Raw genomic sequence first — 26,875 nt, 5'->3', positions numbered from 1 at the left:
CGCCCACGGGGACGTTGCCGACCATGATCTGCCGGGTCTTGCGCCGGGTCGCCAGCGGGCGCGGCGGGGTGGCGGGAATGCCGAGATCGACGGTCACGAGTCCGTCCCTCCGTTGGGGCGCGCGTCGTGCGCCAGGCGGTACAGGCCCTCGTCGATGGGGTCCGGGGCCGGCCGCGGTCCGGTGAGGGCGTCGGACTCGGCCAGCGCCTCGACCGCGGCCAGGGTGATGTCGCGGACGTCCAGCCCGCAGCCGGACAGCACCTCGGCCCGGTTCCCGTGCTCCAGGAACCTGCGCGGGATGCCGAACTCCCGGAACGGGGTGGGGACCCGGGCGTCGCGCAGGGCCTGGGCGATGGTGGACCCGATGCCGCCCACCCGGCTGTTGTCCTCGATGCTGATGACGGTCCGGTGCCTGCGGGCGATGTCGGCCAGCCCGGGGTTGACCGGGGAGACCCAGCGGGGGTCGACCACGGTGACGCCGATCCCCTGCTCCCGGATGCCCTCGGCCACGCTCAGGGACACCCCGGCCAGCGCGCCGATGGAGACGATGAGGACGTCCAGGGAGCCGGACCGGTGCAGGACGTCCATACCGGTGAAGCGGGCCTCGGTGGGGATGTCGCGGCCGGCCGCCCCCTTGGGGAAGCGCACCAGGGTGGGCCCGTCCTTCCAGGCGACCGCCTCCCTCAGGAGCTCGCGCAGCCGGGTGGCGTCCCGGGGGGCCGCGATGCGCAGCCCCGGGACCACCTGGAGCACCGACATGTCCCACATGCCGTTGTGGCTGGGCCCGTCGTCGCCGGTGACCCCGGACCTGTCGAGCACGAAGGTGACCGCCCGGCGGTGCAGGGCGACGTCCATGAGGAGCTGGTCGAAGGCGCGGTTGACGAAGGTGGAGTAGACGGCCACCACCGGGTGGACGCCGCCCATCGCCAGCCCCGCCGCCATGGTGACGGCGTGCTGTTCGGCGATCCCCACGTCGATGACGCGCTCGGGCAGCCGCTCGTACAGCGGGAGCAGGCCCGTGGGCTCCAGCATCGCGGCGGTGATCGCCACGACGTCCGGGCGCTCCTGCGCGATCCCGACCATCTCCCGGCCGAACACCGAGGTGAACGAGGGACCGGAGGGGGACGCGAGGGGCAGGCCGGTCTCCGGGTCCATGGGCTTGATCGCGTGCCCGCGGTCGAGGTCGTCCGTCTCGGTGTGGACGAACCCCTTCCCCTTCTCGGTGACGACGTGGACCAGGACCGGTCCGGGCTCCCCCTTGGCCCGGGTCAGGGCCTCCCGCAGGGCGGGGATGTCGTGGCCGTCCACGGGGCCGATGTAGGCCAGCCCGAACTGCTCGAACACGTTGCGCCCGTCGGCCCCCGCGCGCAGCTCCCTGAAGTGCTCGGCCAGACCGCCCTCGGTGGGGGCGTAGGAGCGCCCGTTGTCGTTGAGGACGATGACGAGCGGCCGGTCGGGGCCGCCGGAGATGTTGTTGACGGCCTCCCAGGCCATGCCGCCCGTCATGGCGCCGTCGCCGATGATCGCGACCACGGAGCGGTCGGTGACCCCGTTGTGGGCGTCGGCGCGGGCCAGCCCGTCGGCGTAGGACAGTGCCGTGGAGGCGTGGGAGTTCTCCACCAGGTCGTGGTCGGACTCGGTGCGGGAGGGGTAGCCGGACAGCCCGCCGGAACGGCGCAGCCGGTCGAAGCCGTCGCGGCGGCCGGTGAGGATCTTGTGCACGTACGCCTGGTGGCCGGTGTCCCACAGCAGGCGGTCGTGCGGGGAATCGAAGACCGTGTGCAGAGCGATCGTCAGCTCGACCACACCGAGGTTGGGGCCCAGGTGGCCGCCCGACCTGGAGACCCGGTCGATCAGGAATCCGCGGATCTCTCCGGCGAGTTCGCGGAGTTCGTCGGTGGTGAACCCGCGCAGCCGCGCGGGTCCGTCCACTCGTTCCAGCAAGGTCATGTGCTCTCCTCGGGCCGCTGGCACGGCCGTGGTGGTGGAAGGGTGCGGGTCACCTGCCGCGGTAGGCGACCTCGTAGGCCATGGCGGTGAGCTCCTCCTGCCAGGGGGCGGGCAGTCCGGAGTCCTCCAGCGCTTCGAGCGCGCGGGCGACGAGCGTGCCGATGCGCTCCTCCATCTCGTGGCCGACCCCGATCTCGTCGAGGCGGTCGCGCAGGGCCGGGACGTCCCAGACCGGGCGCTCCACGAGGGCGCGCACCCGGTCGTCGGCGCGCACCGCCAGGGCCAGGAGCAGGGTCATCTTGTGCTGTTCCAGGTCCAGGCCGACCGGCTTGCCGGCGACCGCCCCGTCGCCGAAGGCGTCGATCATGTCGTCCCGGAGCTGGAAGGCCTCCCCCAGCGCCTCCCCGTAGCCCTCGAACACGGGTGCGAGGTCGGGGCGGCCCGCCAGTGCGGCGCCCAGGGCCAGGGGGCGGTGGATGCTGTAGCGGCCGGACTTGCACACGGCGATCCAGCGGGAGAGGTCGGGGTCGACCACCGCCTCGGCGGCGACGGCGACGTCCAGGTGCTGGCCGATGACGATCTCGGTCAGCAGCTCGTTCCACAGGGGGCGGCAGTGCGGGGGCAGGTCCGCGGTCAGGCGGTCGGCCAGGATGTCGGCGAGGTCCCCGGCCAGGATCGCCACGCCCTCCCCGTAGCGGCGGGCCTCCCCGTGCCAGCCGCGCGCGGCGTGGTCGGCGGCGCGGCGGGCGTGCACGGCGGGCGCTCCGCGGCGGGTGTCCGCCGCGTCCAGGACGTCGTCGTGGATGAGCGCGCCGACGTGGACGAGCTCCAGGGCGGCGGCGCAGTCGACGACGGTGCCGGCCCCGGGGTCGCCGCCCGCGGCCAGGTAGCCGGTGAGGCAGAAGGAGGGGCGCAGGCGCTTGCCGCCCGCGCGGACCAGGGCGGCGACGTCGGCGACGGGGACCGCGCCCCGCGTGTCGACGCGCGACCACCTTCGGTGCTCCTCGGCCAGGAGGCCGTCCAGGCGTTCTTCGACCAGGGCCAGGAGCCGGGTGCGCAGGGCCCGGGGGGCGGTGCGGACCGCGGGGACCGTCATGGGGATTCCTCCACTTCTCGATGCCGGGTCACGCCGTGGGCGCGGAGCGGGCGAGCTTGGCCGGCGGGGAGAAGACGACGTCCTCCCGGGCGACGCTCTCCAGTTCCACGTGTTCGAAGCCGTGGCCGGCCAGCTCCTCCAGCAGCTGGTCGACCAGGATGTCGGGGGCGCTGGCGCCCGCGCTGATCCCCACGGTGCTCACGCCCTCCAGCCAGTCGGACGAGAACTCGCCCACGTCGGGCACCAGGTGGGCGTCGACGCCCATGCCGCGGGCGACCTCGACCATGCGGACCGAGTTGCTGGAGTTGCGGGACCCGACCACCATCACCAGGTCGCTGCGCGGGGCGATCGCCTTGATCCCGTCCTGCCGGTTCTGGCTGGCGTAGCAGATGTCGCTGGTGCCCGGCCCGCGCAGGTCGGTGAAGCGGTCCTTGAGCACGCCGATGATGTCCCGTGTCTCGTCCACGGACAGCGTGGTCTGGGTGAGGTAGGCCAGCGGGGTGTCGGCGGGCAGGTCCAGCCGTTCGGCGTCCTGGACCGTCTCGACGATGATCGTGCGGTCGGGCGCGTGCCCGTAGGTGCCCTCGACCTCCTCGTGGTCGGCGTGGCCGATGAGCAGGAGGGTGCGTTCGTCGCGGGCGAACCGTACGGCCTCCTGGTGGACCTTCGAGACCAGGGGGCAGGTGGCGTCCAGGACGTCCAGGCTCCGCTGGTCGGCGCGGCGGCGCACCTCGGGGGACACGCCGTGGGCGGAGAAGACGCAGACGGCGCCCTCGGGGACCTCCGTCTCCGAATCGACGAAAACCGCTCCCCGCTGTTTCAGCACGCGAACGACGTAATGGTTGTGCACGATTTCCTTACGCACGTACACCGGCGCCCCGTACTGCTCCAGGGCGAGTTCGATGATGGATATCGCCCGCCTGACCCCGGCGCAGAAACCGCGCGGCTCGGCAAGAATTACCTTCTTTTTCTGGGACATCTGGCCCTCTTCCGATTCCGGTGGCGGGAGGCCGCTCGCACCCGGGCCCGACGGGGAAGCGGATCCGATCCCGACGGTCAGCGTTCCTCACTCTGCTGACGCCCGCCGGGACCGTCAACCCCGGGAAGGGCGTACCGGCAAGAAATAGCCATGCATGGCTAGATGCTGTCCCACACGTTATTGCCGCCTGTTTGCCATTCACATGTCAGGAACCGACTCCTAGCTTTGGTCCGAGCACGTCGACCCGATGACCATTCGCCGAATAAAGCAGGCACAGCCGGCTCGAACGGACCGGAGAATCCGTGTGAACACAGCGATCGAACACCCGAAGAGCAAGGTCCCGGCGCCCCGGCCGGCGCACCGCGTCCGACCGGCGGCCCTTCCGGGCGTCCCCGCGGGGCCGGCCGGCGCACCGCCCGACGAGGAAGGGGTGCTCGGCGCCCTGACCGAGAAGCTGTTCGTCTCGCTGGCCCGCAGCGACCAGCGCAGGAAGGGGTCGGACTACCTGCGCGGCCTGCTGTCCACCCCCGGGCGCAAGTCGATCCGCAACATGGCGTCCCTGATCGGCGATTCGGCCACCGGCCAGGGCCTGCACCACTTCATCTGCAACTCCACCTGGGACTGGACCCCCGTCCGCCGGGCGCTGGCCGCCCACCTGCTGCGGACGGCGCCGCCGGTCGCGTGGGTGGTGCGCCCGCTCACCATCCCCAAGGTGGGGCGGCACTCGGTGGGGGTGGGCCGCTACTTCTCCTCCGCCGAGGGCCAGATGATCACCGCCCAGCGGGCGATCGGCGTGTGGATGGCGTCCGACCGCGTCAGCGTGCCGGTCGAGTGGCGGCTCCACCTCTCCGAGCCCCCGCGGTCCGCGTTGGACTGCGGCGGCGTCCGGATCCCGGCTCGGCCCGACCCGGGCCTGCTGGCGGAGCACGCCGCCCAGGCGTGCCTGGCCGTGGCCTCCTGGGGGGCGCCCGTCCGGCCGGCGGTCCTGGACCTGGACGGGGCCGACCCCCTCCCCGCGCTCGAACGGCTGCGCGCCGCCGGCCTGCGCGCGGTGGCGCGGGTGCCCGAGGACGTGGAGTTGCGGGTGGAGGAGCCCGCGCTGACCGGGCACCACGGCCGGACCCTGCCCGCGGGGAGCATCATGCGCGCCTCCCGCGAACTGCGCCGCCCGGTCATCCGGGGCACGGGCGGCGGACCGCGCCCGGTGCGCAGGCCGCCGCTGATGGCCACGGTGCGGGTCGGCCGCCCGGTTCCGGGGTCCGCGGACCCCGCGGGCACCGCCCCCGGCGGGGGCCTGACCCTGGTCGGCCTGGGCCCCGGCGGCCCCGACTGGCCCGGTGAGCTGTGGCTGACCACCTACCCGGCGGACCGGGCGGCGATGGCGATCCCCCGCTCCGCCGACCTGGTCGACCGCGTCGGCCGCTCCCTGGCCTCGGTCGGGGACCGCGTGGGCGTGCGCGACTACGCGGGCCGTTCCTTCAACGGCTGGCACCGGCACATCACCCTGGCGTCGGCCGCCTACGCCGTCGCCGAACTGGCCGGGAGCGCGGGGGCACCGCACCGACCGTGAGAAGCGAACACCCGCCCCCCGGCCCGGCAGACCCCCGTCCCCGCCACGTGGAGCGCTCCGTGTACACCCCGCAGCAGGATCCTCCCGCCCCCTCCGCCCCGCAGCAGCCCGACTGGTCCGCGGACCCCCGGCTGCCGGCCGCCCGGCGGATACTCGCCGGGCGTCCGCCGCTGGTCCGCATCGAGGACGCCGACCGGCTGCGCGCCCGCCTCGCGCGGGTCGCGGCGGGCGAGGACCTCATGGTGGTGGCCGGCGACTGCGCCGAGGACCCCGCCGAGTGCACGGCCCCCGACGCCGCGGCCAAGGCGGCACTGGTCGGGGCCCTGGCGGACGTGGTGGAGGAGAACACCGGCAGGCCGGTCGTCCGGCTGGCGCGCATCGCGGGCCAGTTCGCCAAACCGCGCTCCGAACCCTTCGAGCGGGTGGGCGGCCTGCTCCTGCCCGTGTACCGGGGACACCTGGTCAACGCGCCCGAACCCGTGGCGGAGCTGCGCGCCCCGGACCCGACGCGCCTACTGGCGGGGTACGACGCCGCCCGCACCCTGATGGGGCACCTGGGCTGGTCCCCGGGGGCGGGCCGCCCGCGGCCGGCGGCACCGGTGTGGACGGCGCACGAGGCCCTCCTCCTCGACTACGAGGCCCCCCTGCTGCGCCGGGCTGCGGACGGCCGGCTCTTCCTGTCGTCCACCCACTGGCCGTGGATCGGGGACCGCACCCGGGACCCGCGCGGGGCGCACGTCGACCTGCTGGCCCGGGTGGCCAACCCCGTCGCCTGCAAGGTCGGCCCGTCCGCGGACCCCGGCGAGCTGCTGCGGGTGTGCGAACGCCTCGACCCGGACCGCACCCCGGGCCGCCTCACGCTCATCGCCCGTATGGGCGCCGACGCCGTCGGGTCCCTGCTCCCGCCGCTGGTCGCGGCGGTGCGCGGCGCGGGCCACCCGGTCATCTGGATGTCCGACCCCATGCACGGCAACACCGTCAAGACGCCGTCGGGGCTCAAGACGCGCTACCTGGAGGCGATCGTCCGCGAGGTCCGGGGGTTCGGGGCGGCGGTCCGGTCCGCCGGCGGGACCGCCGGCGGCCTGCACCTGGAGACGACCCCCGACGCGGTCACCGAGTGCGTGCCCGACCGGCGCCACGACGAGCGCGTGGCCGACAAGTACACCAGCCTGTGCGACCCCAGGCTCAACCCGGACCAGGCCGTCGCCGTCGCCTCGGCCTGGTCCGCCCGATGAACGCCCCCCGAGCGAGGAGACGGCGATGCAGGACATGAAGGACGAAGTGGTGCTGGTGACCGGCGCCGCGAGCGGCATCGGCGCGGCCGTGGCACGGGGCGCAGCGGAGCGGGGGGCCGCGGTGGCGGTCTTCGACCGCGACCCCGCGGCCCTGGACTCGGTCGCCGGGAGCCTGGCCGACGCGGGCCTGGACGTCGCCGCGGTCGCGGGCGACGTGCGCTCGCCCGACGACGCCCGGCGGGCGGTGGAGGCCGTGCGTGACCGGTGGGGGCCGCCGGACCACCTGGTGAACGCGGCCGGGATCATGCGCCCGGGCCCCGCCCGGGACCTGTCCGAGGCCGACTGGGACGAGAGCCTGGACGTCAACGCCAAGGGCGTGTTCGTCATGTCCCGGGCCGTCGTGGGGGACATGGTCGCCCGCTCACGCGGCTCCATCGTCACGGTGGCCTCCAACGCCGCCGGCACCGCCCGCGCCGGGATGGCGGCCTATGCCGCGTCCAAGGCCGCGGCCGAGATGTTCACCAAGTGCCTGGGGCTGGAGGTGGCCGGGCACGGCGTCCGCTGCAACGTCGTGGCGCCGGGGTCCACCGACACCCCCATGCTGCGCGCCCTGTGGCGGGCCTCGGGCGCCGACCCCCGGGGCACGCTCGACGGCACCCCGGAGGCGTACCGGGTGGGCATCCCGCTGCGGCGGATCGCCTCCCCCGACGACATCGCCGACTCGGTGCTCTTCCTGCTGTCCGACCGGGCGGCGCACATCACCATGCACACCCTGACCGTCGACGGCGGAGCCACCCTGGGCACCTGAACCGCCGCCCGGGCGCGGCGGCGCGCCCGCCGGAGAAGGACACCCGACCGACACCGGAAGGACGACCATGCCGACCATCCCACCGATCCGCTCCTACCCTCTGCCGGGGCCCGACGACCTTCCGGCCCCCCTCGTGGACTGGGAGCCGCGAGCGGACCGGGCCGTCCTGCTCGTCCACGACATGCAGAAGTTCTTCCTCCGCCCCTTCGACGACGCCCCCGACCTGCGCAAGACGCTCGTCGAGCAGTGCACCCGGCTGCGCGAGCGCTGCGCCTCCCTGGGGATCCCCGTCGCCTACACCGCCCAGCCCGGCCGGATGACCCCGCCGGAGCGCGGTCTGCTGATGGACTTCTGGGGGCCGGGGATGACCGGTTCCCCCGAGGACCGCGAGGTCGCCGCGCCCCTGGCTCCGGGCCCGGAGGACTGGATGTTCACCAAGTGGCGCTACAGCGCCTTCCACCGCTCCGACCTGCTGGGCAGGATGCGCGCCCTGGGACGGGACCAGCTCATCGTGTGCGGCGTGTACGCGCACGTCGGCGTCCTGATGACCGCCGTGGACGCCTACAGCAACGACATCCGGGTGTTCCTGCCGGCCGACGCGGTCGCGGACTTCGACGCCGAACGCCACCGGTGGGCCCTGGAGTACACCGCCCTGCGCTGCGGGAGGGTCACCCTGACCGACCGCCTGCTCGACGCGCTGGCACCGGCGGGCGGGGCGGGCGCGGGGGTGGGCGGATGAGCGGCACCCGGCCGTACGGCGGCCACGACCCGTTCGCCGCGGTCCTGTCCGGCGACGCGCCCGCCTTCGCACTGCTGTACCGGCCCGAGACCTCGCCGGGCGAGGTCGAGGTGCTCACGGGCGAGACCGCCGTCCACGACACCCTGGCCGACCTGCCGCTGGAGGGGGCCCGCGCGGACGGCGGGGGCGGGGAGCGGCACGACCTGCTGGTGGCCGTCCCCTACCGGCAGATCCGCGAGCGCGGCTTCGACCACATCGACGACGGCGCCCCCCTGGTCGCGCTCCGGGTCACCGGACAGGGGAGGATGCCGCTGGCGGAGGTGTGCGAGCGCGTCCCCGACCCGGGGATCACCCTGTCGGGCGGCGCCTTCGACGTGGACGACGACGCCTACGCCGAGGCCGTGCGCCGGGTCGTCACCGACGAGATCGGACGGGGCGAGGGCGCCAACTTCGTCCTGAAGCGGTCCTTCACCACCCGGATCGACGGCTTCGACCGCACCCGCGCGCTCGCCCTGTTCCGGCGGCTGCTGGAGCACGAGTCCGGCACGTACTGGACGTTCGTCCTGTACACGCCCGAGGGCACCTTCGTCGGCGCCACCCCCGAGCGGCACGTGAGCGTGCGGGACGGCACGGCGACCATGAACCCCATCAGCGGGACCTACCGCTACCCGCCCTCCGGCCCGAGCCTGGAGGGCGTGCTCGGCTTCCTCGACGACGGCAAGGAGACCGACGAGCTGTACATGGTGGTGGACGAGGAACTGAAGATGATGGCCCGGATCTGCGACGCGGGGGTGCGGGTGCACGGCCCCCGCCTGAAGGAGATGGCGCGGCTCGCCCACACCGAGTACCTCATCGAGGGGCGGTGCGACCGGGATCCGCGGGAGGTGCTGCGCGAGACCGCGTTCGCGCCGACCGTCACCGGCAGTCCGCTGGAGAACGCCTGCCGGGTCATCGCCCGCTACGAGGGGCGGGGCCGGGGGCACTACAGCGGCGCGCTCGCGCTCATCGGCCGCGACCGGCACGGCCGGACCACGCTGGACTCGGCGATCATGATCCGCACCGCGGAGATCTCGCCCTGCGGCGGCACCCGCGTCTCCGTGGGCGCGACCCTGGTGCGCCATTCCGATCCCGCCTCCGAGGTCGCCGAGACCCACGCCAAGGTGGCCGGGGTGCTCGGGGCGCTCAAGGGCGGGCGGCCGCGGAGCATGAACGAGGACCCCCGGGTCCGGGAGGCCCTCCGGGCGCGCAACACGCGGGTGTCCGACTTCTGGCTGGGCGCGGGGCGGCCCCCCGTGCGCTCCTGGGAGGGGCTGTCGGTCCTGGTCGTGGACGCCGAGGACACCTTCACCGCGATGCTGGCGCACCAGCTGGAGTCCATCGGGCCGTCGGTGGCCGTGCGGCCGTTCGCGGAGGACGTCGACCTCGGCGGGTACGACCTCGTGGTGCTGGGGCCGGGGCCGGGCGATCCGCGCGACGCCTCCCACCCCAAGATCGCCCGCCTGCGCGCGGCGACGCGGACCCTGCTGGAGTCCCGCCGCCCGTTCCTCGCCGTGTGCCTGAGCCATCAGGTCCTGTGCCTGGAGCTGGGCCTGGAGGTGGCGCCCAGGGCCGTCCCCAACCAGGGCGCCCAGCACGTGATCGACCTGTTCGGCCGGCGGGAGCGGGTCGGTTTCTACAACACGTTCGCCGCCCGCTGCGCGGAGGACAAGGTCGCGTGCGCGGGCATCGGCGCCGTGGAGGTCAGCCGGGACGCGGAGACCGGGGAGGTCCACGCCCTGCGGGGGCCGTGGTTCGGCTCGTTGCAGTTCCACGCCGAGTCCCTGCTCACGCAGGACGGCGTCGCGATCCTCTCCCGGGTGGTGGGGGACGCGCTGGAGGGGTGAGCCGGGGCCGGCCGCGCCGGCCCCGGCTCACAGCCGCACCGCGCCGGTGACGACGCAGGACAGCAGGGTGCGCGCCTGCACGTTCACGTAGTGGCCGTGCCGGAGCAGCTCCCCGAGCTGGGCGGGGGTGGCCCACCGGTGCCCCGGCGGCGGGTCCGCCGGGGCGGTGTCGTCGCGCACCACCGTGTAGACGCCGTGGGAGTCGAGGAACCGGCCGCCCTCCTCGGTGTGCACGGCCCGGTAGAGCACCGCGTCGCCGCGTGCGGACAGGACGGCGTCCAGGAAGGGGGAGCGCCCCTCGAAGGGGTCGGGGTCCCCGGGCGCGCCCTGGACCGTCGGGCCGAGCTCGACCCCGCCCGGCAGGCCGCCCTCGGGGCGGGCGCGCACCAGCAGGTGCGGCACGCCCCCGAACCGCCGGGTGAGGAAGGCCGCCACCCGCTCCCCCACCGGGCGCAGCAGGGGCTGGCTCCACCGGGCGACCTCCCGCGAGCCCGCCCGGACCCCGACCGCGACGACCTCGAAGCCGAGGCCGTCCTCTCGGTGGATCCGGTCGGCGCCGCGCTGCCAGCCGGGCAGCCCGGCCAGGGGCACCGGGTCGGCGCGCAGCGGCGTCAGCGAGCGCTCGCCGACGAACCACGACCGCAGGTCCGTGTCGGTGTGCAGGGCGTCGGGGGCGCCGGCATGGGCGGGGGCGCAGGCCAGCACGCTGCGGGCGTCCATGTTGACGACGCCGTCCAGGCGCAGCAGCCGCCCCAGGGCGCCCAGGCTCATCCACCGGAAGTCCGGGTGCTCGGGGACCGGGTGGCCGGCGGGGACCTCCACGATCATGTTGCGGTTGCTCTTGCGCAGGAACCAGTCGCCGTGCTCGGACTGCAGGACGTCGGCCAGGACCCGGCCCTCGCCGGGGTCCAGGAAGTACTCCAGGTAACGGACCGTGCGGCCGCCGTGGGCCCGGGAGAGGTTGCTGCGGGTGGCCTGGACGGTGGGGGACAGCTGGACGGGGTCGGGGTTGCCCGGCTCCATCTTGGCCTGCATCAGGAGGTGCAAGACGCCGTCGATCTCCTGGGCGAGGATGCCCAGCACCCCGACCTCGGGCTGGTCGATGACGGGCTGGTGCCGCACGTCCGCGGGGCCGGAGCCGGAGCACACGCGCAGACCGCGTACGGCGAAGAAGCGCCCGGTGCGGTGGACGAGGTCGCCCGTCGCCGGGTCGAACCCCCACTCCCCCATCGCGTCGAACGGGATCCGGTCCACGCCGAAGCCGCCGGAGCGGGCCCGCTCGGCGATCCAGTCCAGGACCCCGGCGACCCCGTCGGGGTGCCCGGGGGTCGACACGACGGCCGCGGAGCGGCGCAGGCGCGCGGCGGCGGAGCGGTCCGAACGCCACCTCGGCGCCACCGGGCGCGGGGCGGCGGGCGCGGTACCGGGCGGCGTCATCGGACACCCGCCCAGGTCACGGCGCCGGGTTCGGCGTCCGGCAGGGCGCTCGCCTCGTACTCGTCGGCGACGTCCATGATGTAGCGCCCGTAGCCGGTCGTCGCCTGCGCCTCGCCCAGGCGGCGGCAGCTCCCGGCGTCGATCAGCCCCATCCGCAGGGCGACCTCCTCCACGCAGGCGATCCGGACGCCCTGGCGCTGTTCCAGGATGCGCACGAACTCGCCCGCCTGGAGGAGGGCGTCGTGGGTGCCGGTGTCCAGCCAGGCGAACCCGCGGCCGAGCTCGACCAGGCGGGCGCGCCCCTGCTCCAGGTAGGCGCGGTTGACGTCGGTGATCTCCAGCTCCCCGCGCGCCGAGGGCCGCAGGTCGCGAGCGATCTCCAGCACGTCGTTGTCGTAGAAGTACAGGCCGGTGATCGCCCGGTTGGACCGCGGGCGGCTCGGCTTCTCCTCCAGGGAGACCAGCCGCCCCGAGGCGTCGGTCTCCCCGACCCCGTAGCGTTCGGGGTCGGAGACGCGGTAGCCGAACAGCGTGCAGCCGTCCACCGCCGCCGCCTGCTCCACCAGCAGGTCGGAGAGGCCCCAGCCGTGGAAGATGTTGTCGCCGAGGATGAGCGCGACCCGGTCCGCCCCCACGTGCCGCGCCCCGATGAGGAAGGCGTCGGGCAGCCCGCGCGGGTGCTTCTGCTCCGCGTAGTCCAGGCTCAGTCCCAGGTCGGAGCCGTCTCCCAGGAGGCGCCGGAACCCCGGCAGGTCCTCGGGGGTGGAGATGATCAGGATCTCCCGCAGGCCGGTCAGCATCAGCACCGACAGCGGGTAGTAGATCATCGGTTTGTCGTACACCGGCAGGAGCTGCTTGGAGACTCCCTTGGTGATCGGGTGCAGCCGTGTTCCGCTGCCGCCCGCGAGGATGATCCCCTTCACCGACGACCTCCGAGTGCTCGACGTGGGCCCCGGGGACCCGGACGGAACCGATCGTGGTGCACCGGGGCGCGGGGCGGCCAACGCGCCGGGCCGGGTATGTCACCTCGCGGGCCCCGCTCAGCGCGCGGCGTCCCCCGGGGCCCCGGAGGACACGGACCGCGCGACCAGGTCCTCGGGGTCGGACTCCGCGCCCGCGCCCATCTCCCGCTCCACGGCGTCCGCCCCCAGGGCGGCGACCGCGGCCTGTCCGGCCCGGTCGGCGTCGGCGCGCTCGGCGGCGGGCGGCGCGACGCCCAGCCCCTCGCGGAGGGCCCGGGCCGCGCCGAGCAGCCGGGCGGTGTGCGCGTGCCGGCCCGCGAGGGCGCAGGCGGCGGCCATCCCCTCCAGCGCGGACGCCATCGCCCGGGGGTCCCCCTCCCGGCGGGCCACCGCCCAGCCCTCCCGGTGGCGGCGCAGCGCGGTGCCGGCGTCGCCGCGCGCCTCGGCGACGAAGCCCCATTCGCTCAGGACCTGCGCGAGCACGACCCCGCCCTGGCCGTCCAGCCGCCGGTGGAGTCCGCTCAGGCGGTGCTCCGCCTCGTCCAGCGCCCCCTCCCGGCGGGCGCCCAGGGCCAGTCCGATCTCCGCGTAGATCAGCCCGGCCCGGTCCGAGTGCTCCTCCGCGACGCGCACCGCGCGCAGGTGGTACTCGCGCGCCGCGGCGTGGTCCCCGGTGAGCAGGGCGGCCCGCCCCAGCCCGGAGAGCTTCCACGAGACGTCGTGCCACAGCCCCAGCTCCTCCGCCACGCGCAGCCCCTCGCGGTGGCGGCGCTCGGCCGAGGCGTGGTCGCCCAGGGCCTCGGCCAGGGTCGCCAGGGCGTCGCCCGCCTGGACCTGCCCCCAGCGGTCGCCCAGCTCCGTGAACAGCGCCATGCTCTGCTCGCCGTCGCGGGCGGCCGCTGTGTAGTCCCCGGCCACCAGGGAGAACCAGGTGCGCTGGGCCAGGACGGCCGCGGCGCCCCAGCGGTCGCCGTGCGCGCGGAAGTCGACCAGCGCAGGCTCCACCAGTTCGGCGCCCAGTCCGTTCTCGCCCACCGTGAACAGCACGATGGAGACGAACCAGCGGGCCCGGGCCGCGTCCACGGGGCCGGAGACCCGTTCGCACGCCGCGAGGCTCTCGTGGACGAGCGCGGCCGGTTCGGGTCCGGCGCCGGAGAGCACCGCCAGGCCGTCCGCCCACACCGACATGCGCTCCCGCACGCCCGGCGGCAGCGACCCCGGCCCGGACAGGACGGCGTCCAGGGCCCTGCGGCACTCCTGGATCCGGCCGCGCAGGTACCAGTACCAGAGCTGGGCCCGGACCAGGCGCAGGAGCAGGTCGCCCTCGCCGGTGAGCCGGGCCGTGTCCAGGGCGAGCCTCAGGTTCGCGGTCTCGGTGTCCAGGCGGCGCAGCCAGGTGCGCTGCTCGGGTCCGTACAGGAAGGAGGAGGCGCGTTCGGCCAGCTCGGTGTAGTACCGGGCGTGCCGGGCGGCGACCTCCCCGTCCTCCCCGGCCTCGGCCAGGCGCTCGTCGCAGTAGAGGGCGACCGACTCCAGGAGGCGGTACCGCGGCCCGGTCTCCTCCTCCGTCATGACGACCAGGGAGCGGGAGATCAGCCGTCCCAGGACGTCCACGACCTCGTCCGCCGGCACGTCCGGGCCCGCGCAGACGGCCTCGGCGCCGGCCAGCGCGCACCCGTCGGCGTGCACGGCCAGGCGGCGCAGCACCCGGCGCTCGGCGGCCGAGAGCAGGTCCCAGCTCCAGTCCATGGTGGCGCGCAGGGTGCGCTGCCGGGCCGGGGTGCGGCGGGGGCTTCCGGTGAGCAGCCGGAAGCGGTCGTCCAGCCGTTCGGCGACCATGTGCACCCCCAGGCCGCGTACGCGCGTGGCGGCCAGTTCCAGGGCCAGGGGGACCCCGTCGAGGCGGTGGCAGATGGCGGTCACCGGGCCGACGTTGTCGTCGGTCAGCTCGAACCCGGGCGAGGAGGCGGCGGCGCGGCGGACGAACAGCTCGACCGCCCCGGCGGTGCGCGCGGCCGCCGCGTCCGTGCCGGGGTCGGGCACCTCCAGCGGGGGGACGACGTGCAGCCACTCGCCGACGATGCCCAGGGGCTCCTGGCTGGTGGTGAGGACGTGCAGTTCGGGGACCTCGCCCAACAGGCGCTCGACCAGGTCGGCGACCCCGTCCAGGACGCGCTCGCAGCCGTCCAGGACCAGCAGGGCGCGGGACGGGCGCAGGGCGTCGGCCACCCGGTGGAACAGGTCCTCGCCCGCACCGGCCGGGAGCGGGTCGCGCAGTTCGAGGGAGTCGGCGATGGCCTGGACGACCCGGGCGGCGGGGGACTCCCCGCCGGGGTTCGCGGACCGGCCCGCCTCGGCCTCCACCGACCAGACCCCGGCGGGGAAGACGTCGACCATGCTCCGCGCGAGTTCGAGCGCGAGGCGGGACTTGCCGATCCCCCCGGGGCCGGTGAGGGTGACCAGGCGCTCGGCACGGACCACCTCGCGCAGGCGCTCGATCAGGTCCGCGCGTCCGATCAGGTCGCTGACCGGTGCCGTCAGGTTGGACCTGCGCCGGGGGGTGTCGGAACGGGCGTCCGACGGCAGGAGGGCGGGGTCCTGGGTGAGGATCCTCTGGTGCAGGGTGACGAGTTCGACCCCCGGGTCCAGCCCCAGTTCCTCGCGCAGGAGGCGGTCCACGTCGGCATAGCTCTCCAGCGCCTCGGAGCCCCGGCCGGACCGGTACAGGGCGAGCATGTGGAGGGCGCGGGCGCGCTCGCGCAGGGGGTGCTCGTCCACGAGCGCGGCCAGGTCCCCGATGAGCCGGTGGTGCTCGCCCAGGTCCAGGCGGGTCTGCGCGTGCTCCTCCAGCGCCGACAGGCGCTGCTCCTCCAGGTTGGCGACCACCGGCCGGGCGAAGGGCTCGTCGGCGAAGTCGGCGAGCGCCGGGCCCCGCCACAGGGCGAGGGCGTCGGAGAGCAGGACGGACCGCATGCGGGGCTCGCCGGTGGCGCGGGCCCGCTCCATGAGCTGGCGGAACCGGTCGGTGTCGGTGTCGTCGGGTCCGACGGCGAGCCGGTAGCCGGAGGCCATGGACACGACGAGGTCCCGGCCGCCGGGCTCGGCCTCGTCGAAGGCCCGGCGGAGCTGGGACACCTTGGCCCGCAGGGCCGGGAGCGGCCGGGCGGGCGGGGTGTCCCCCCACAGTTCGTCGATGAGCCGGTCGGCGGGGATCGCCCGCCCCTCACCGGTGAGCAGTACGGCCAGGAGCCTGCGGACCTTGAGTTCGGGCACCTGGACGGGGCGGCCGTCCGTCGTCTCCACGGCCAGCGGCCCGAGAAGGCGGAATCGCATCGTCGTCCCCCGTCCCCTTCCCCTTCTCCGCCCCCGGTGCCCGGCCGGTGCGCGGTCCCCGCCGGTCCGCGGGGGTCCGCGGAACGGGGCTCACTATATAGCCGGGGAGCGACGGCGGCGGAGGTGACAAACCCCTGGAACCGCGCCGGTTCCGGGGGGCCGGGGAACCCTACACTCCCCCGGTGAGACTTCGGGAGGCCGTCCATGCACGAATCCGCGGACACCGGCACGACGGGACGGGGTGACGCCCTGCGGCACCCCTCCTGGTTCGACGAGGCCAAACTCGGGATCCTCGTCCACTGGGGGGCGGCCTCGATCCCGGCCTACGCCCCGGTACGGCGGTCCCTGCTCCCCGACCCGGTGGCGGACATGGGCGTGGTCGAGCGCGCGGACGTCCCCGCGTGGTGGCGGACCGACGGGGACGCGGGCATGTACCAGAACGCCCTGGCGCTCCCGGGGAGCGCCGTCGGGCGCCACCACCGGGAGCGGTACGGCGACCTGCCCTACTCCGTCTTCGTGGAGCGCCTGCGCGACGAGGTCGTCCCCCGCTGGGACCCGCGCCCGTGGGGCGAGCTGTTCGAGCGCTCGGGCGCCGGGTACGTGGTGTTCAGCGCCAAGGCCGAGGACGGCTTCCTGATGTGGCCCAGCGAGCACCCCCACCCGCGGGGCACGGCCTGGTCGTCGCCGCGCGACGTCGTGGGAGAGCTGGCGGAGGAGGTGCGCGGCCGCGGCATGGAGTTCGGCGTCTACTACAGCGCCTGGGACTTCTCCTTCTCCCAGGCGCCCGTCTCCGACCTCGCGTCGGCCCTGGCCGCCCTGCCCCGGGGGGAGGACTACCGCGACCTGTTCCTCGGGCACTGGAAGGAGCTGGTCCGCCGGTACCGCCCGTGCACCCTGTGGAACGACTACGGGGTCTCCCCTCCCGGCCTCGACCTGCCGGCCCTGTTCGAGTGGTACCACGACAGGGTCCCCCACGGCCTGGTCAACGACAGGTTCGACATCGCCGCCCAGGGCCGGGGCGACCTCCACGCCGGGTACGCGACGTGCGAACCCGGGGTCGCGCCCCCGGAGCGGGGCCGCTGGCAGGCGGTGCGGCCGCTGAGCGGCAGCTACTTCTACAACGCCGAGGAGCGCGACTCCGACCACATCGACCCCGTGCACCTCGTCCACGTGCTGGCCGACGTCGTCGCCCGGGGCGGCTCCCTGCTCGTCAACGTCGGCCCCACCGGGGCGGGCGCCGTCCCCTGGTCCCAGTCCCGGCGGCTGCTGGAGCTGGGCGCCTGGATGGACGTGTACGGGGAGGCCGTCCGCGGCACCCGCCCCTGGACCAGGGTGCACGGGACGACCGACGAGGGGCTCCAGGTGCGGTACACCCGCACCGGCCGGCACCTCAACGCGATCGTCCTGGGCACGCCGCGCACCGCCGACCTGGGGCTGGACCTGCTCCTGGAACCCGGCTCCGAGGTGACCGCCCTGGACGGCTCCGGGCCCCTGGACTGGCGGCCCTCGCCACACGGGACGACCGTCCGGCTGCGCGAGGCCCCGCCCGAGCAGCCCGCCATCGCCGTGCGGATCGGCCCCGTGGACGGGGTCTCCCCGGTGTGACCCCCGCGACCGGGCGGACCCGGTCCCGGGCGGGCACGACGGCGGCCGCCTCCCCTTCGATTCCGCGGACCCCGGGACCGGGTCCGCCCCTTGGTTCCACGAGAAAGGCAGAACCGATGAAGGCGCTGTTCATCCCCGGCAACAGTCCGGCGACCGTCTACACCCACGCGGCCCTGGCCACGGCCGTGCGCAACGCGGGGCACGAGGTGTTCATGGCCGGCATCCAGTGGGTGATCCCGGACATCGTGTCCGTGGGCCTGCCCGCGGTGCGCACCTCCCCGATCGACCTGGACGACGTCATGGCGTTCATGGCCGGCATGCCCGCCGACCCCGAGGGGGCGGCGCGGGCCGCCGGGCGGGTGTACGCCGAGATCGGCGTCGAATCCCTGGACCCCCTGGTGAAGATGGCCGAGCACTGGCGGCCGGACCTCGTGGTCGGCAGCCCGATGTACTACGGGGCCGCGCTCCTGGCCCAGCGGCTCTCGGTCCCCTGGGTGATGCTGGAGTGGGACCGCGGCGACGCCTCCATCTACCACCCCGGGGCGATGGAGGTGCTGCGCCCGGTCCTGGACGGGCTGGGCCTGGACCGGCTCCCCGGGCCCGACCTGCACATCGACGTCTGCCCGCCGAGCCTGCGCCCGGAGGGCGCGCCGGAGTCGGTGACGATGCGCTTCGTCCCGGCGAACCCGCAGCGGCACCTCGAACCGTGGATGTACACCCGGGCCGACCGCCCGCGGGTCGCGATCACCGGCGGCAGCCGGGTGTTCCAGGGCGACCGGCTGGCGCGGACGGCGCGCGCCATCGGCGCGCTGGGGGTGGAGGTGGTGGTCGCGGCCCCCGAGCCGGTGGCCGAGCAGGTGCGCGAGAGCGATCCGCAGGTGCGCGCGGGCTGGGTCCCCCTGGACGTGCTCGCCCCGACCTGCGACGTCATCGTCCACCACGGCGGCGGCGCCACCGACATGACCTCGATGGCCTGCGGCGTCCCCCAGCTCATCGTCATCCAGGACGTGTCGGCGGTGGAGATGCGCCGCATCGCCGACGCCGGTGCGGCGATCATGCTCGACCCGGACCGCCAGGAGGTGGAGGACATCGCCCGGGCGTGCTCGACGCTGCTGGAGTCCCCCTCCTACCGCGCCCGGGCACGGGAGCTGGCCGCGGAGAACGCCGCGCAGCCGGGCCCGGCGGCCATGGTGGAGCGGCTGGAGCGCCTGGTCGGCTGACCGCTCGGGGCGGCGCGGGGACCGGGGGTCGTGTCCCGGTCCCCGCACCGCCCCCGGCACGGGGCCTGCCGTCAGCCCTGGGTCGGGACGTCGTCACCGCGGCGGTCCGGCTCCGCGGCCGCCGCGTCCCCGGCGGCACCGCCCTCGCCGGAGTCCTCCTCCGCGGCGCCGTCCTCGTGTCCGATCGGGGGCAGGTGGCGCAGCAGGACCACCACCATGCCGGCGGTGCCCAGCATGAGCAGCGCGCTGACGAGCATCACGGCGTTCATGCCGCTCATGAACGCCTCGCGGCCCGCGGCCAGCACCTGGTCGGCGAGCGGGCCGGACAGGCCCTCGACGACGCCGATCAGGCCGGCGAAGCTCCCCTGGGCGCTCTCGGCCTCCTCGGCCGACAGGCCCTCCGGCAGCAGGCCGCCCACGCGCGAGGCGTAGATGGCGGCGCCCAGCGAGCCGAACGTGGCGATGCCCATGGCCGCGCCGAACTCCGCGCCGGTCTCCGACATGCCCGACGCCGTGCCGGTCCGTTCCGGGGGCGCGGAGCTGACCACCATGTCGGTGCTCAGCGCCAGCAGCGGCTGGGCGCCCAGGATCCCGACGACCGCGCCGGTCATGAACAGGACCAGGCCGGAGGCCGGGCCGACGAAGGCCATCGCGCCGAACCCCAGCGCGCACAGCGCCAGCCCCGCGCCGATGACCGTGGCCGGCGGGTACTTCGCCGCGAGGATCGGGGCGGCGGTCGCGCCGACGACGCTGGCGATGCCCAGGGGGATGAACCACAGGCCCGCCGCGAACGGCGACAGCCCCTGGACCAGCTGCATGAACTGGGTGAAGTGGTAGGTGAAGGAGTAGAACACCACCTGGCCGAGCAGCAGCGCCAGGAGGGCGCCGGTGAACGTGCGGCTGGAGAAGAGGCTCAGGTCCAGCAGCGGGTGGGCGATCCTGCGCTGGCGGTACACGAAGAGCACGCCCGCGGCCAGGCCCACGGCCAGGGCGAGGAGCGGCACCGCCCGCACCGCCGCGTCGGCGGCGATCTCCTTCATGCCGTAGACGACGGGCAGGATGGCCGCCAGCGAGAGGGCCACGCTCACCAGGTCCATGCGCCCGGCCGAGGAGTCCCGGTACTCCGGCAGCAGGAACGGGCCCGCGACCAGGAGGACGGCCATGACCGGGACGGCCAGCAGGAACACCGACCCCCACCAGAAGAACTCCAGGAGGAGGCCGCCCACGGCCGGGCCGAGGACGCCTCCCACCGTGAAGGACATGAGCCAGACGGCCACCGCCATCGACCTCTGCTTGGGGTCCTTGAACATGACCGTGATCAGGGCCAGTGTCGGCGGCATGAGCATCGCTCCGGCGATCCCCAGGAGCACGCGGGCGGCGATGAGCATCTCCGTGCTGTTGGAGAACGCCGCGATCACCGAGGCCGCGCCGAAGGCCACCGCGCCGATCAGCAGCAGGCGCCGCCGGCCGATGCGGTCGCCGAAGGTCCCCATGGTGATGAGGAAGCCGGCGACCATGAACCCGTAGATGTCCATGATCCACAGCAGCTCGGTGGTGCTCGCCCCCAGGTCGGCCCCCAGGTGCGGGATCGCCATGTAGAGCACGGTGAGATCCAGCGAGAGCAGCATGGTGGGCAGGGCCAGGACGATCAGGCCCGCCCATTGCCTCGGGGTGGCGCGTACGGGCGCGCCGGGTTCCGCTGGGGACATCACTTTCTCCGTTCCTCGTGGTGCGGTCGGTCCGGGGGCGCGGGGTCCTCCGCGCTCGGACCGGGGGACCCCGGCTCGCCGGGGTAGGGTGCGCGCTCCCTGCCGTCCTGGAGGGTGCGGGCCCACCAGGCGAGGCAGTCGAGCAGGGCCAGGGAGTGCGCGTCGTGCTCCGGCAGCACCGTGAAGACCGGCCCGCCGTCGTAGCGCTCCGGGTAGTGGGGCAGGCTGACCGTCTCGCGGACGTTCACCGCCCCCAGTTCCGTGAGGACCGGTTGCAGGGCCTGGACCGCGCGCAGGCCGCCGGCGGCGCCGCCGTAGGAGACGTAGCCGACCGGTTTGGTCCGCCACTCCACGACGCACCAGTCGATGGCGTTCTTCAGGGCGGCCGGGTACCCGTTGTTGTGCTCGGGTGTGACGATCGCGAAGGCGTCCGCGGCGCGCAGCCACCCCTTGAGGTCGCGCACGGCCTGCGGGGGCTCCTCCGCCCGGTCCGTGATCAGGATGTCGGGCAGCCACGCCTGGGCGAGGTCGATCACGTCGACGTCGAAGAACCCGTGGTGGCGGGCCCGCTCGGCGAACCACTCGGCGACCACCGGCCCCACACGCCCCTTGCGTGTGCTGCCGATGATGATCACCAACCGCGATGCACTGCCCATCCCGACTCCTCACGCACGGTGCCCCAGTGGGCGTGTTCCGCGGGCCCTTCTCCCGTCCGTCGCCCGCCACCGCATCGGACGGACGCACACGGCGCGGTCCTTCTCCCCGCGGCGGACGGTGCACGCGGAACACGCCCTGGCACGCAGTCTCCATCGGAACCGTTCGGGAGACGTTCGGCTCCGGTTATGGTCGCGCCGAACGGGGCGGCTGACCTGACACATTCGGCGCACCGCCCTGGTCGGCCCGCGGCGCCGGTGCCAGAGTCTGAGCCGTCGACGCCCCCGGCGGCGCCCGCCCCGGCGCCCCCGGCAGGGCGCGGGGCCGACGGGCCCGCCCGCACCACTCCCCTGACAAGGCGAGGTTGACCGTGACGAACACCCAGAGCTTGACGCCGTTGGCGGTGCTCGCCGACGACTCCCGGTGGCGCCGCCCCGAGGAGATGTTCGCGATCCTGGGGAGCTACCGCCGGGAACGGCCGGTGGCCCTGGCGGAGAGCCCCGACTTCCGCTCGTTCTGGCTGGTGACCCGGCACGCGGACATCACGTCGATCGAGCGCCGCCCGGAGCTGTTCACGAACCGGCCCGGACCGCTGCTGGAGTACACCGAGCCCCCGGAGGAGACCGCGGAGGAGGACCTCAAGCCCCTCCCCCACCGCGACGGCGAGGACCACCGGGCCCACCGGGCCATCGCGCAGAACTGGTTCAGGTACAAGGCCATCAGCGAGATCGAGAAGCACGTGGCCGAGCTCGCCCGGCAGTCGGTGGACGAGCTGCTGGAGCAGGGCCCCGAGTGCGACTTCGTCGAGACCGTCGCAGCCCGCTTCCCGCTGCGCACGGTCATGGCCCTGCTGGGTCTGCCCGACGAGAGCTTCGAGCGGATGTACCGGTCGACCCAGACCATGGCCTGGGAGAAGGACCCGGAGGGCGCCCAGGCCAACTGGCAGGCGACCCTGGCCATGTTCGCCCGGATCACCGAGTCCCGCCGGGCCGAGCCCACCTCCGACCTGGCGTCGGCCATCGCCAACGGGCGGGTGAACGGCGAGCTGCTCGTGGAGCCGGACCTGACGACCTACTACATGCTCATCGCCGACGCCGGGTACGAGACCACGGCGTTCTCCCTGGCGGGGGGCCTGTACGAGCTCATGCGCCACCCCGACCAGCTGGCCCTGCTGCGGGCCGAGCCGGAGCTGATCCCCAACGCGGTGGAGGAGATCCTGCGCTGGACCTCCCCGGTGCGGCACTTCCTGCGCACCGCCCAGGAGGACACCGAGGTCCGCGGGGTGGAGATCCGCAAGGGCGAGCGGGTGATGCTGTCCTACCCCGCGGCCAACCGCGACGAGGAGGTCTTCGCCGACTCCGAGCGGTTCGACGTCACCCGGACCGACGCCGACCGGCACCTCGCCTTCGGCGGGTACGGCCCCCACCACTGCATCGGCGCCCCGCTGAGCCGCATGGAGATCCGGCTGTTCCTGACCGAGCTGCTGGACCGCACCAAGGCGATCGAGCCCGCGGGCGAGGCCGTCTTCAAGGGGTCGGCGTTCCTGGGCGGGGTCTGCTCCCTGCCCGTGCGGATCACGCCCGCGTCCTGCGCCTGACCACGCCGCGCCCCACCCATCCCAGAACGGAAAGGACCCTCACCATGACGGTGGCGAAGGAATCGGACATCGACTCGATCGTCACGGACGAGCTCGTGGCGCTCTACCGGGAGCGCGGTTTCGTGAACGTGCCGGCGCTCCTGACCCCCGAGGAGGTCGCCGAGCAGTTCGCCGACGCCGAGCGCCAGTTCGCCGAGCGCGAGACCGAACTGTGGGAGGAGGAGGACGGGCTGGCCATGGACTGGGTGGCCGACGCCGGCCTGCGCAGTGAGGTGACCCGCCGCCTCGCGCTGCACCCCAAGGTCACCGCCGCCGCCGAGAAGCTGGCCGGGACCCCGCTGCGGCTCTTCAAGAGCGAGCTGTTCCGCAAGCCCGCCGGCGGGCTGTCGGCGCCCACCCCGATCCACTACGACTCGCCCTCCCACCCCTTCGAGGGCCGACCGGTCACCCTGACCGCCTGGACCGCCCTGGTCGACGTCCCCGAGGAGCGCGGCTGCATGTCGTTCATCCCCGGCTCGCACAAGGAGGTCACCCCCAAGGAGGGCGACGACGGCATGTCCCCGCTGGACCGGTGGCCGCACTTCGCCTGGGAGGAGCGTGTGACCGTCCCGCTGCGCGCGGGCGACGTCCACTTCCACCACGGCCGGGTCATCCACTCCGCCGGGGCCAACAACACCGACACGACCCGGATCTCGCTGGGCACGGTGTACATGGACGCCGACGCCGTGTACCGCCCCAACCCCGTCTACAGCTACCTGTTCCCGGGCGACGACCTGGGCGGTCTGGAGCCCGGCCAGCCGGTCCGCGGCGAGCGGTTCCCGCTCGCCCGCTCCGGCGCCTGACCGGCCCGCCCTCCGTGCGGCCGCCGGGACCTCCTCCGGACCGGCGGCCGCCCCACCCGCCAGGCGGGCCCGTACCCGCCTGGGCGGCGGGGTGAATGCGCCGCCCCCGCCGCCCGTCCCGCCCGCGCACGCCGCGGGCGGGGTGTCCGGGCCGCTCCGCCCCCGGAGCGGCCCGGACCCGGTCACCCCCCACGCCCGACCGAAGACGGAAGTGAGTTCACCATGCCCCGCAGGATCGCGATCGTCGGTGGCGGAATGGCCGGAACCGCGGCCGCGAAGAAACTGGCCGGCGACGGCGCCGAGACGGTCCTCTTCGAGGGGGCGGACGGCCTCGGCGGCCGGGCCCGCTCCTGGCACCGGCCCGAACTGGAGCCGGATGTCGGCATCAACCTCATGTTCGTGAGCTTCTACGAGCGGATGGGCGCGCTCATCCGGGAGTACGGCCTGGAGAACGACCTGGTCGAGCTCTCCACCGACGTACACATCACCAAGAACGGCCGGGCCGTGGGACTGTCCTCGGACTCGCCGGTCAACCTGCTGCGCTACCCGCACGCGTCGCTGCGGGACCGGTTCGCCTTCCTCATCGCCTCCCTGCGGGAGGTGTCCAAGAAGTCCGAGCTCGACCTCTTCGACCCGCTCAAGACGGCCCACCTCGACAACGGCGAGACCGCCGCCGGGTACGGGGCGCGGGTCATCTCCCCCGAGGGCTTCGACTACCTGCTGCGCCCCCAGATCGAGGGCTTCTGGAACTTCGCCAGCGAGGAGGTCTCGGCGGTGCACGCCCGCGCCCTGGTGGCATGGCTGGGCGGGGCGGGCTTCCACGTGCTGCGCGACGGGATGGAGGTCATCGCCGAGCGCAACGCGGCCGGGAGCGAGGTGCGCCTGCGGCACGAGGTGACCGAGACGGCCGAGACCGGATCGGGCGTGCTGGTCCGCTTCACCGACGCCACGGGCGCCCCGGGCGAGGAGGAGTTCGACGCGGTCGTGGTGGCGACGCCCGCGCCCGTCGCCGACCGGATCACGGCGAAGCTGTCGGCCGAGGCAGTCCCGGACGCCACCCGCGCGTTCCTGACCACCCAGCGGTACGAGCCGGCGCTCTCGGTGTCCTACCTCGTCCCCCGCGGCACGCTCCCCGAACAGGCCCACATCGTGGCCGGCGGGCGCCAGGACCCGCCGCTGCGGAACATGATCACCTACACGCGGACCCGGATCGACCCGGACGGGGGGCGCAGGGAAACGCTCCTGCTGTTCACCTACCCGGGCCGCGCGGTCACCCGCAGGCTGATCGGCCGCCCCGCCGAGGAGCAGTTCGCCGAGGTCACCCCGCTGCTGCCCACGCTGTGGCCCGACATGCCCGAGAACGTCGAGCCCTTCCACATCGCCGAACGCCCCTACGGCTTCCCGATCCCGGCCCCGGGACGCTACCGCGCCTCCGCCGCGGTCATCCGGTCTCAGCGGCCCCCGGTGGTCTTCTGCGGCGACTACTTCAACTCGCCGACCACCGAGGCGGCCCTGCTGTCCGGGGAGCGGGCCGCCGAGACCCTGCTGGACGGCCTCGGGCGCAGCCGCGGACCCAGGTGACACACTCCGTGCGAACCCGCCCGCGCCGGGCCGCGGGCGGCCACACTCCATGGACATGGACGCCGCATACATAGACCGTCTGGGCCCGGCCGACGAGATCCGCCACGGGCGCCTGCCGGACCCGCTCCCCGGACCGGCGGACGTGCTGGTCGAGGTGACCGCCACCGCCGTCAACCACGTCGACACCTTCGTGCGCTCGGGTGCCTGGCGCACCCCTCTGACGTTCCCGTTCGTCATCGGCCGGGACCTGGTCGGCACCGTCGCCGCCACCGGCGAGCGGGTGTCCGGCTTCGCCCCCGGGGACCGGGTCTGGTCGCTGAGCATGGGATACGCCGGGCGCCCGGGAGCGGCGGCCGAACGGGTCGCCGTCCCCGCCGACCACCTCCACCACCTGCCCGCGGGGGCCGACCCCGTCGACGCGGTGGCGCTGGCCCACCCCGCCGCGACGGCGCACGCCGCCCTGTTCCGCTGCGGCCGGCTGCGCGCCGGCGAGACGGTCGCCGTGGTCGGCGCCGGCGGGAACGTCGGCGGGGCCGCGGTGGCCCTGGCCGTGGACGCCGGGGCCCGGGTCGTGGCCGTGGCCTCGGCCCACGACGCGGACTACTGCGCGAAGCTGGGCGCCGACGCGGTCGTGGACCGCGCCGCCCCCGACGTCCACCGCCGCCTGGCCCGCCAGTGCCCCGACGGGGTCGACGTGTACGTCGACGCCGCGGGCCGCAACGAGGTCGACCACGCCCTGGGCGTCCTGGCCCGGCGGGGGAGGATCGTCCTCCTGGCCGGCATGCGCACCCGGGCCGTCATCCCGGTGGGCGACCTCTACCTGCTGGACCGCACCGTCACGGGGTTCGCCATCTCCCAGGCGTCGACCGGGGAGCTCGCCCGCGCGGTCGCGGACCTGGGTCCCCTGATCGCCGACGGGCGCCTGCGCCCGCGGGAGGTGGAGGTCCTGCCGCTGGAGGCGGCCGCCGAGGCGCACCGCGCCGTCGAGACCGGCCGCGCCCGGGGGCGGCGGTTCGTGCTGCGGGTCGGGGAGGGCGCCGGGAGGACTTGACCAACCCTGACCCGATGCTTGGCCACCGGATCCGCCCCGCTGCGATCCTCTCCCCATGAACGCACCCGTCTCCGTCATCGACCGCAGCCCCCTCTTCGACCTCCGGGCCCGGATCACCGTCGCGGCCTCCCCCGACGAGATCTACACGGTGGTCTCCGACCTGCCCCGCAGCGCCGAGTGGAGCCCCGAGTGCCGCGGCGGGGAATGGATCCACGGAGAGCCCGCGCAGGTGGGCTCGGTCTTCCGGGGGGAGAACCACCGGCCCCGGGACGTCGTGGGCTGGGCGCCCCTGATCCGCGGCACCTGGCACACCGAGTGCCGTGTGGTGGCCGCCGAGCCGGGGCGGACCTTCCGCTGGATGATGCTGTCCCACGCCGGCGAGGACCAGGAGAGCATCTGGGGCTTCGACACCGGCGCCGACGGCCCCGACTCCTACCTCGAACACCACTTCCGCATGGGCCGGGCGACCGCAGGCATCCACAAGATCACCGCCGATCTGAGCGAGCCCGACCGCGAGCGCTTCATCACCGACTGGACCGCCAAGCTCGAGGACGACCTGGCGATGACACTGGCCCGGATCAAGGCCGTGATCGAGAAGGCCTGACCCCCCGAACCCGAAGGACA

At 74.6% G+C, this 26,875-nt stretch carries 20 protein-coding genes; 12 read left to right on the top strand and 8 right to left on the bottom strand.

Annotated elements, in window-relative coordinates:
- Positions 1-93: 93 nt before the first annotated feature.
- Genes ABZ249_RS24330 through ispH form a run of 3 tightly spaced genes read right to left on the bottom strand, consistent with a single transcriptional unit; the run spans position 94 to position 4,025 of the window.
- Positions 94-1,950: a 1-deoxy-D-xylulose-5-phosphate synthase gene (locus tag ABZ249_RS24330; protein WP_355267002.1), complete on the bottom strand. Its 1,857-nt coding sequence runs from the start codon at positions 1,948-1,950 to the stop codon at positions 94-96.
- Between the two features lie 49 nt (positions 1,951-1,999).
- Entirely contained in the window at positions 2,000-3,046 is a 1,047-nt protein-coding gene (locus ABZ249_RS24325) for a polyprenyl synthetase family protein (protein ID WP_355266999.1), read from the bottom strand.
- 28 nt (positions 3,047-3,074) lie between these two features.
- On the bottom strand, positions 3,075-4,025 hold the full coding sequence (gene ispH / locus ABZ249_RS24320) for a 4-hydroxy-3-methylbut-2-enyl diphosphate reductase (RefSeq protein ID WP_355266996.1): 951 nt from the start codon (positions 4,023-4,025) through the stop codon (positions 3,075-3,077).
- Positions 4,026-4,455: 430 nt separating this feature from the next.
- On the opposite strand from ispH, the gene ABZ249_RS24315 reads away from it, so the two are divergent.
- The 5 genes from ABZ249_RS24315 to ABZ249_RS24295 all read left to right on the top strand — a co-directional run bounded on the left by ABZ249_RS24315 (position 4,456) and on the right by ABZ249_RS24295 (position 10,260).
- Positions 4,456-5,595, top strand: a complete 1,140-nt coding sequence (locus ABZ249_RS24315; protein ID WP_355266993.1) for a transposase — start codon at positions 4,456-4,458, stop codon at positions 5,593-5,595.
- Between the two features lie 59 nt (positions 5,596-5,654).
- Complete coding sequence (locus ABZ249_RS24310; RefSeq protein ID WP_355266990.1) at positions 5,655-6,830, top strand: 3-deoxy-7-phosphoheptulonate synthase; 1,176 nt, start codon at positions 5,655-5,657, stop codon at positions 6,828-6,830.
- 25 nt (positions 6,831-6,855) lie between these two features.
- Positions 6,856-7,638: a 2,3-dihydro-2,3-dihydroxybenzoate dehydrogenase gene (locus ABZ249_RS24305; RefSeq protein ID WP_220560667.1), complete on the top strand. Its 783-nt coding sequence runs from the start codon at positions 6,856-6,858 to the stop codon at positions 7,636-7,638.
- Positions 7,639-7,705: 67 nt separating this feature from the next.
- Positions 7,706-8,377, top strand: coding sequence for an isochorismatase family protein (locus ABZ249_RS24300; RefSeq protein ID WP_355266987.1), 672 nt, complete (start codon positions 7,706-7,708; stop codon positions 8,375-8,377).
- Positions 8,374-10,260 (top strand): anthranilate synthase family protein, encoded by a 1,887-nt coding sequence (locus tag ABZ249_RS24295; RefSeq protein ID WP_355266984.1) that lies wholly within the window; start codon positions 8,374-8,376, stop codon positions 10,258-10,260. The genes ABZ249_RS24300 and ABZ249_RS24295 overlap by 4 nt, the downstream gene beginning before the upstream one ends.
- A 27-nt stretch (positions 10,261-10,287) precedes the next feature.
- Here the strand turns inward: ABZ249_RS24295 and ABZ249_RS24290 are convergent, their stop codons facing one another.
- From ABZ249_RS24290 to ABZ249_RS24280, 3 genes are all read right to left on the bottom strand, one after another.
- Entirely contained in the window at positions 10,288-11,697 is a 1,410-nt protein-coding gene (locus ABZ249_RS24290; protein WP_355266981.1) for an NDP-hexose 2,3-dehydratase family protein, read from the bottom strand.
- A complete protein-coding gene (rfbA, locus tag ABZ249_RS24285) occupies positions 11,694-12,620 on the bottom strand; it encodes a glucose-1-phosphate thymidylyltransferase RfbA (RefSeq protein ID WP_355266978.1) in 927 nt (308 codons plus the stop codon). Before rfbA ends, ABZ249_RS24290 begins: the two co-directional genes overlap by 4 nt.
- A 117-nt stretch (positions 12,621-12,737) precedes the next feature.
- The gene (locus ABZ249_RS24280; RefSeq protein WP_355266975.1) at positions 12,738-15,992 is read right to left on the bottom strand and encodes a BTAD domain-containing putative transcriptional regulator; all 3,255 of its coding nucleotides are present in this window, start codon (positions 15,990-15,992) and stop codon (positions 12,738-12,740) included.
- Between the two features lie 204 nt (positions 15,993-16,196).
- Here ABZ249_RS24280 and ABZ249_RS24275 point away from each other — a divergent pair, with 204 nt between their 5' ends.
- Positions 16,197-17,597 carry an alpha-L-fucosidase gene (locus ABZ249_RS24275; protein WP_355266972.1) on the top strand — a complete coding sequence of 467 codons (1,401 nt, stop codon included), beginning with the start codon at positions 16,197-16,199 and terminating at the stop codon, positions 17,595-17,597.
- Positions 17,598-17,713: 116 nt separating this feature from the next.
- Positions 17,714-18,817 (top strand): nucleotide disphospho-sugar-binding domain-containing protein, encoded by a 1,104-nt coding sequence (locus ABZ249_RS24270; RefSeq protein WP_355266969.1) that lies wholly within the window; start codon positions 17,714-17,716, stop codon positions 18,815-18,817.
- A 71-nt stretch (positions 18,818-18,888) separates the two neighbouring features.
- On the opposite strand, the gene ABZ249_RS24265 is transcribed toward ABZ249_RS24270, so the two are convergent.
- Both ABZ249_RS24265 and ABZ249_RS24260 read right to left on the bottom strand, forming a co-directional pair.
- Entirely contained in the window at positions 18,889-20,526 is a 1,638-nt protein-coding gene (locus tag ABZ249_RS24265; protein ID WP_355266966.1) for an MFS transporter, read from the bottom strand.
- Positions 20,526-21,182: an NAD(P)H-dependent oxidoreductase gene (locus tag ABZ249_RS24260; protein WP_220560657.1), complete on the bottom strand. Its 657-nt coding sequence runs from the start codon at positions 21,180-21,182 to the stop codon at positions 20,526-20,528. Before ABZ249_RS24260 ends, ABZ249_RS24265 begins: the two co-directional genes overlap by 1 nt.
- A 368-nt stretch (positions 21,183-21,550) precedes the next feature.
- Between ABZ249_RS24260 and ABZ249_RS24255 the strand changes: the two genes are divergently transcribed.
- The 5 genes from ABZ249_RS24255 (at position 21,551) to ABZ249_RS24235 (ending at position 26,855) form a co-directional block, all read left to right on the top strand.
- Positions 21,551-22,777: a cytochrome P450 gene (locus ABZ249_RS24255; RefSeq protein ID WP_355266963.1), complete on the top strand. Its 1,227-nt coding sequence runs from the start codon at positions 21,551-21,553 to the stop codon at positions 22,775-22,777.
- 44 nt (positions 22,778-22,821) lie between these two features.
- Positions 22,822-23,619: a phytanoyl-CoA dioxygenase family protein gene (locus ABZ249_RS24250; RefSeq protein WP_220560655.1), complete on the top strand. Its 798-nt coding sequence runs from the start codon at positions 22,822-22,824 to the stop codon at positions 23,617-23,619.
- A 222-nt stretch (positions 23,620-23,841) separates the two neighbouring features.
- Positions 23,842-25,200: an FAD-dependent oxidoreductase gene (locus ABZ249_RS24245; protein WP_355266959.1), complete on the top strand. Its 1,359-nt coding sequence runs from the start codon at positions 23,842-23,844 to the stop codon at positions 25,198-25,200.
- A gap of 55 nt (positions 25,201-25,255) precedes the next feature.
- Positions 25,256-26,251, top strand: coding sequence for a zinc-binding dehydrogenase (locus ABZ249_RS24240; RefSeq protein WP_355266956.1), 996 nt, complete (start codon positions 25,256-25,258; stop codon positions 26,249-26,251).
- 55 nt (positions 26,252-26,306) lie between these two features.
- On the top strand, positions 26,307-26,855 hold the full coding sequence (locus ABZ249_RS24235) for an SRPBCC family protein (RefSeq protein WP_355266953.1): 549 nt from the start codon (positions 26,307-26,309) through the stop codon (positions 26,853-26,855).
- Positions 26,856-26,875: the final 20 nt, after the last annotated feature.

The sequence above is a fragment of the Nocardiopsis sp. NPDC006139 genome, assembly GCF_040614155.1.
Taxonomy (GTDB): Bacteria; Actinomycetota; Actinomycetes; order Streptosporangiales; family Streptosporangiaceae; genus Nocardiopsis; species Nocardiopsis changdeensis.
The sequence above is the reverse complement of the archived record's forward strand: the minus strand, read 5'-3'. Positions and strand labels throughout refer to the sequence as shown.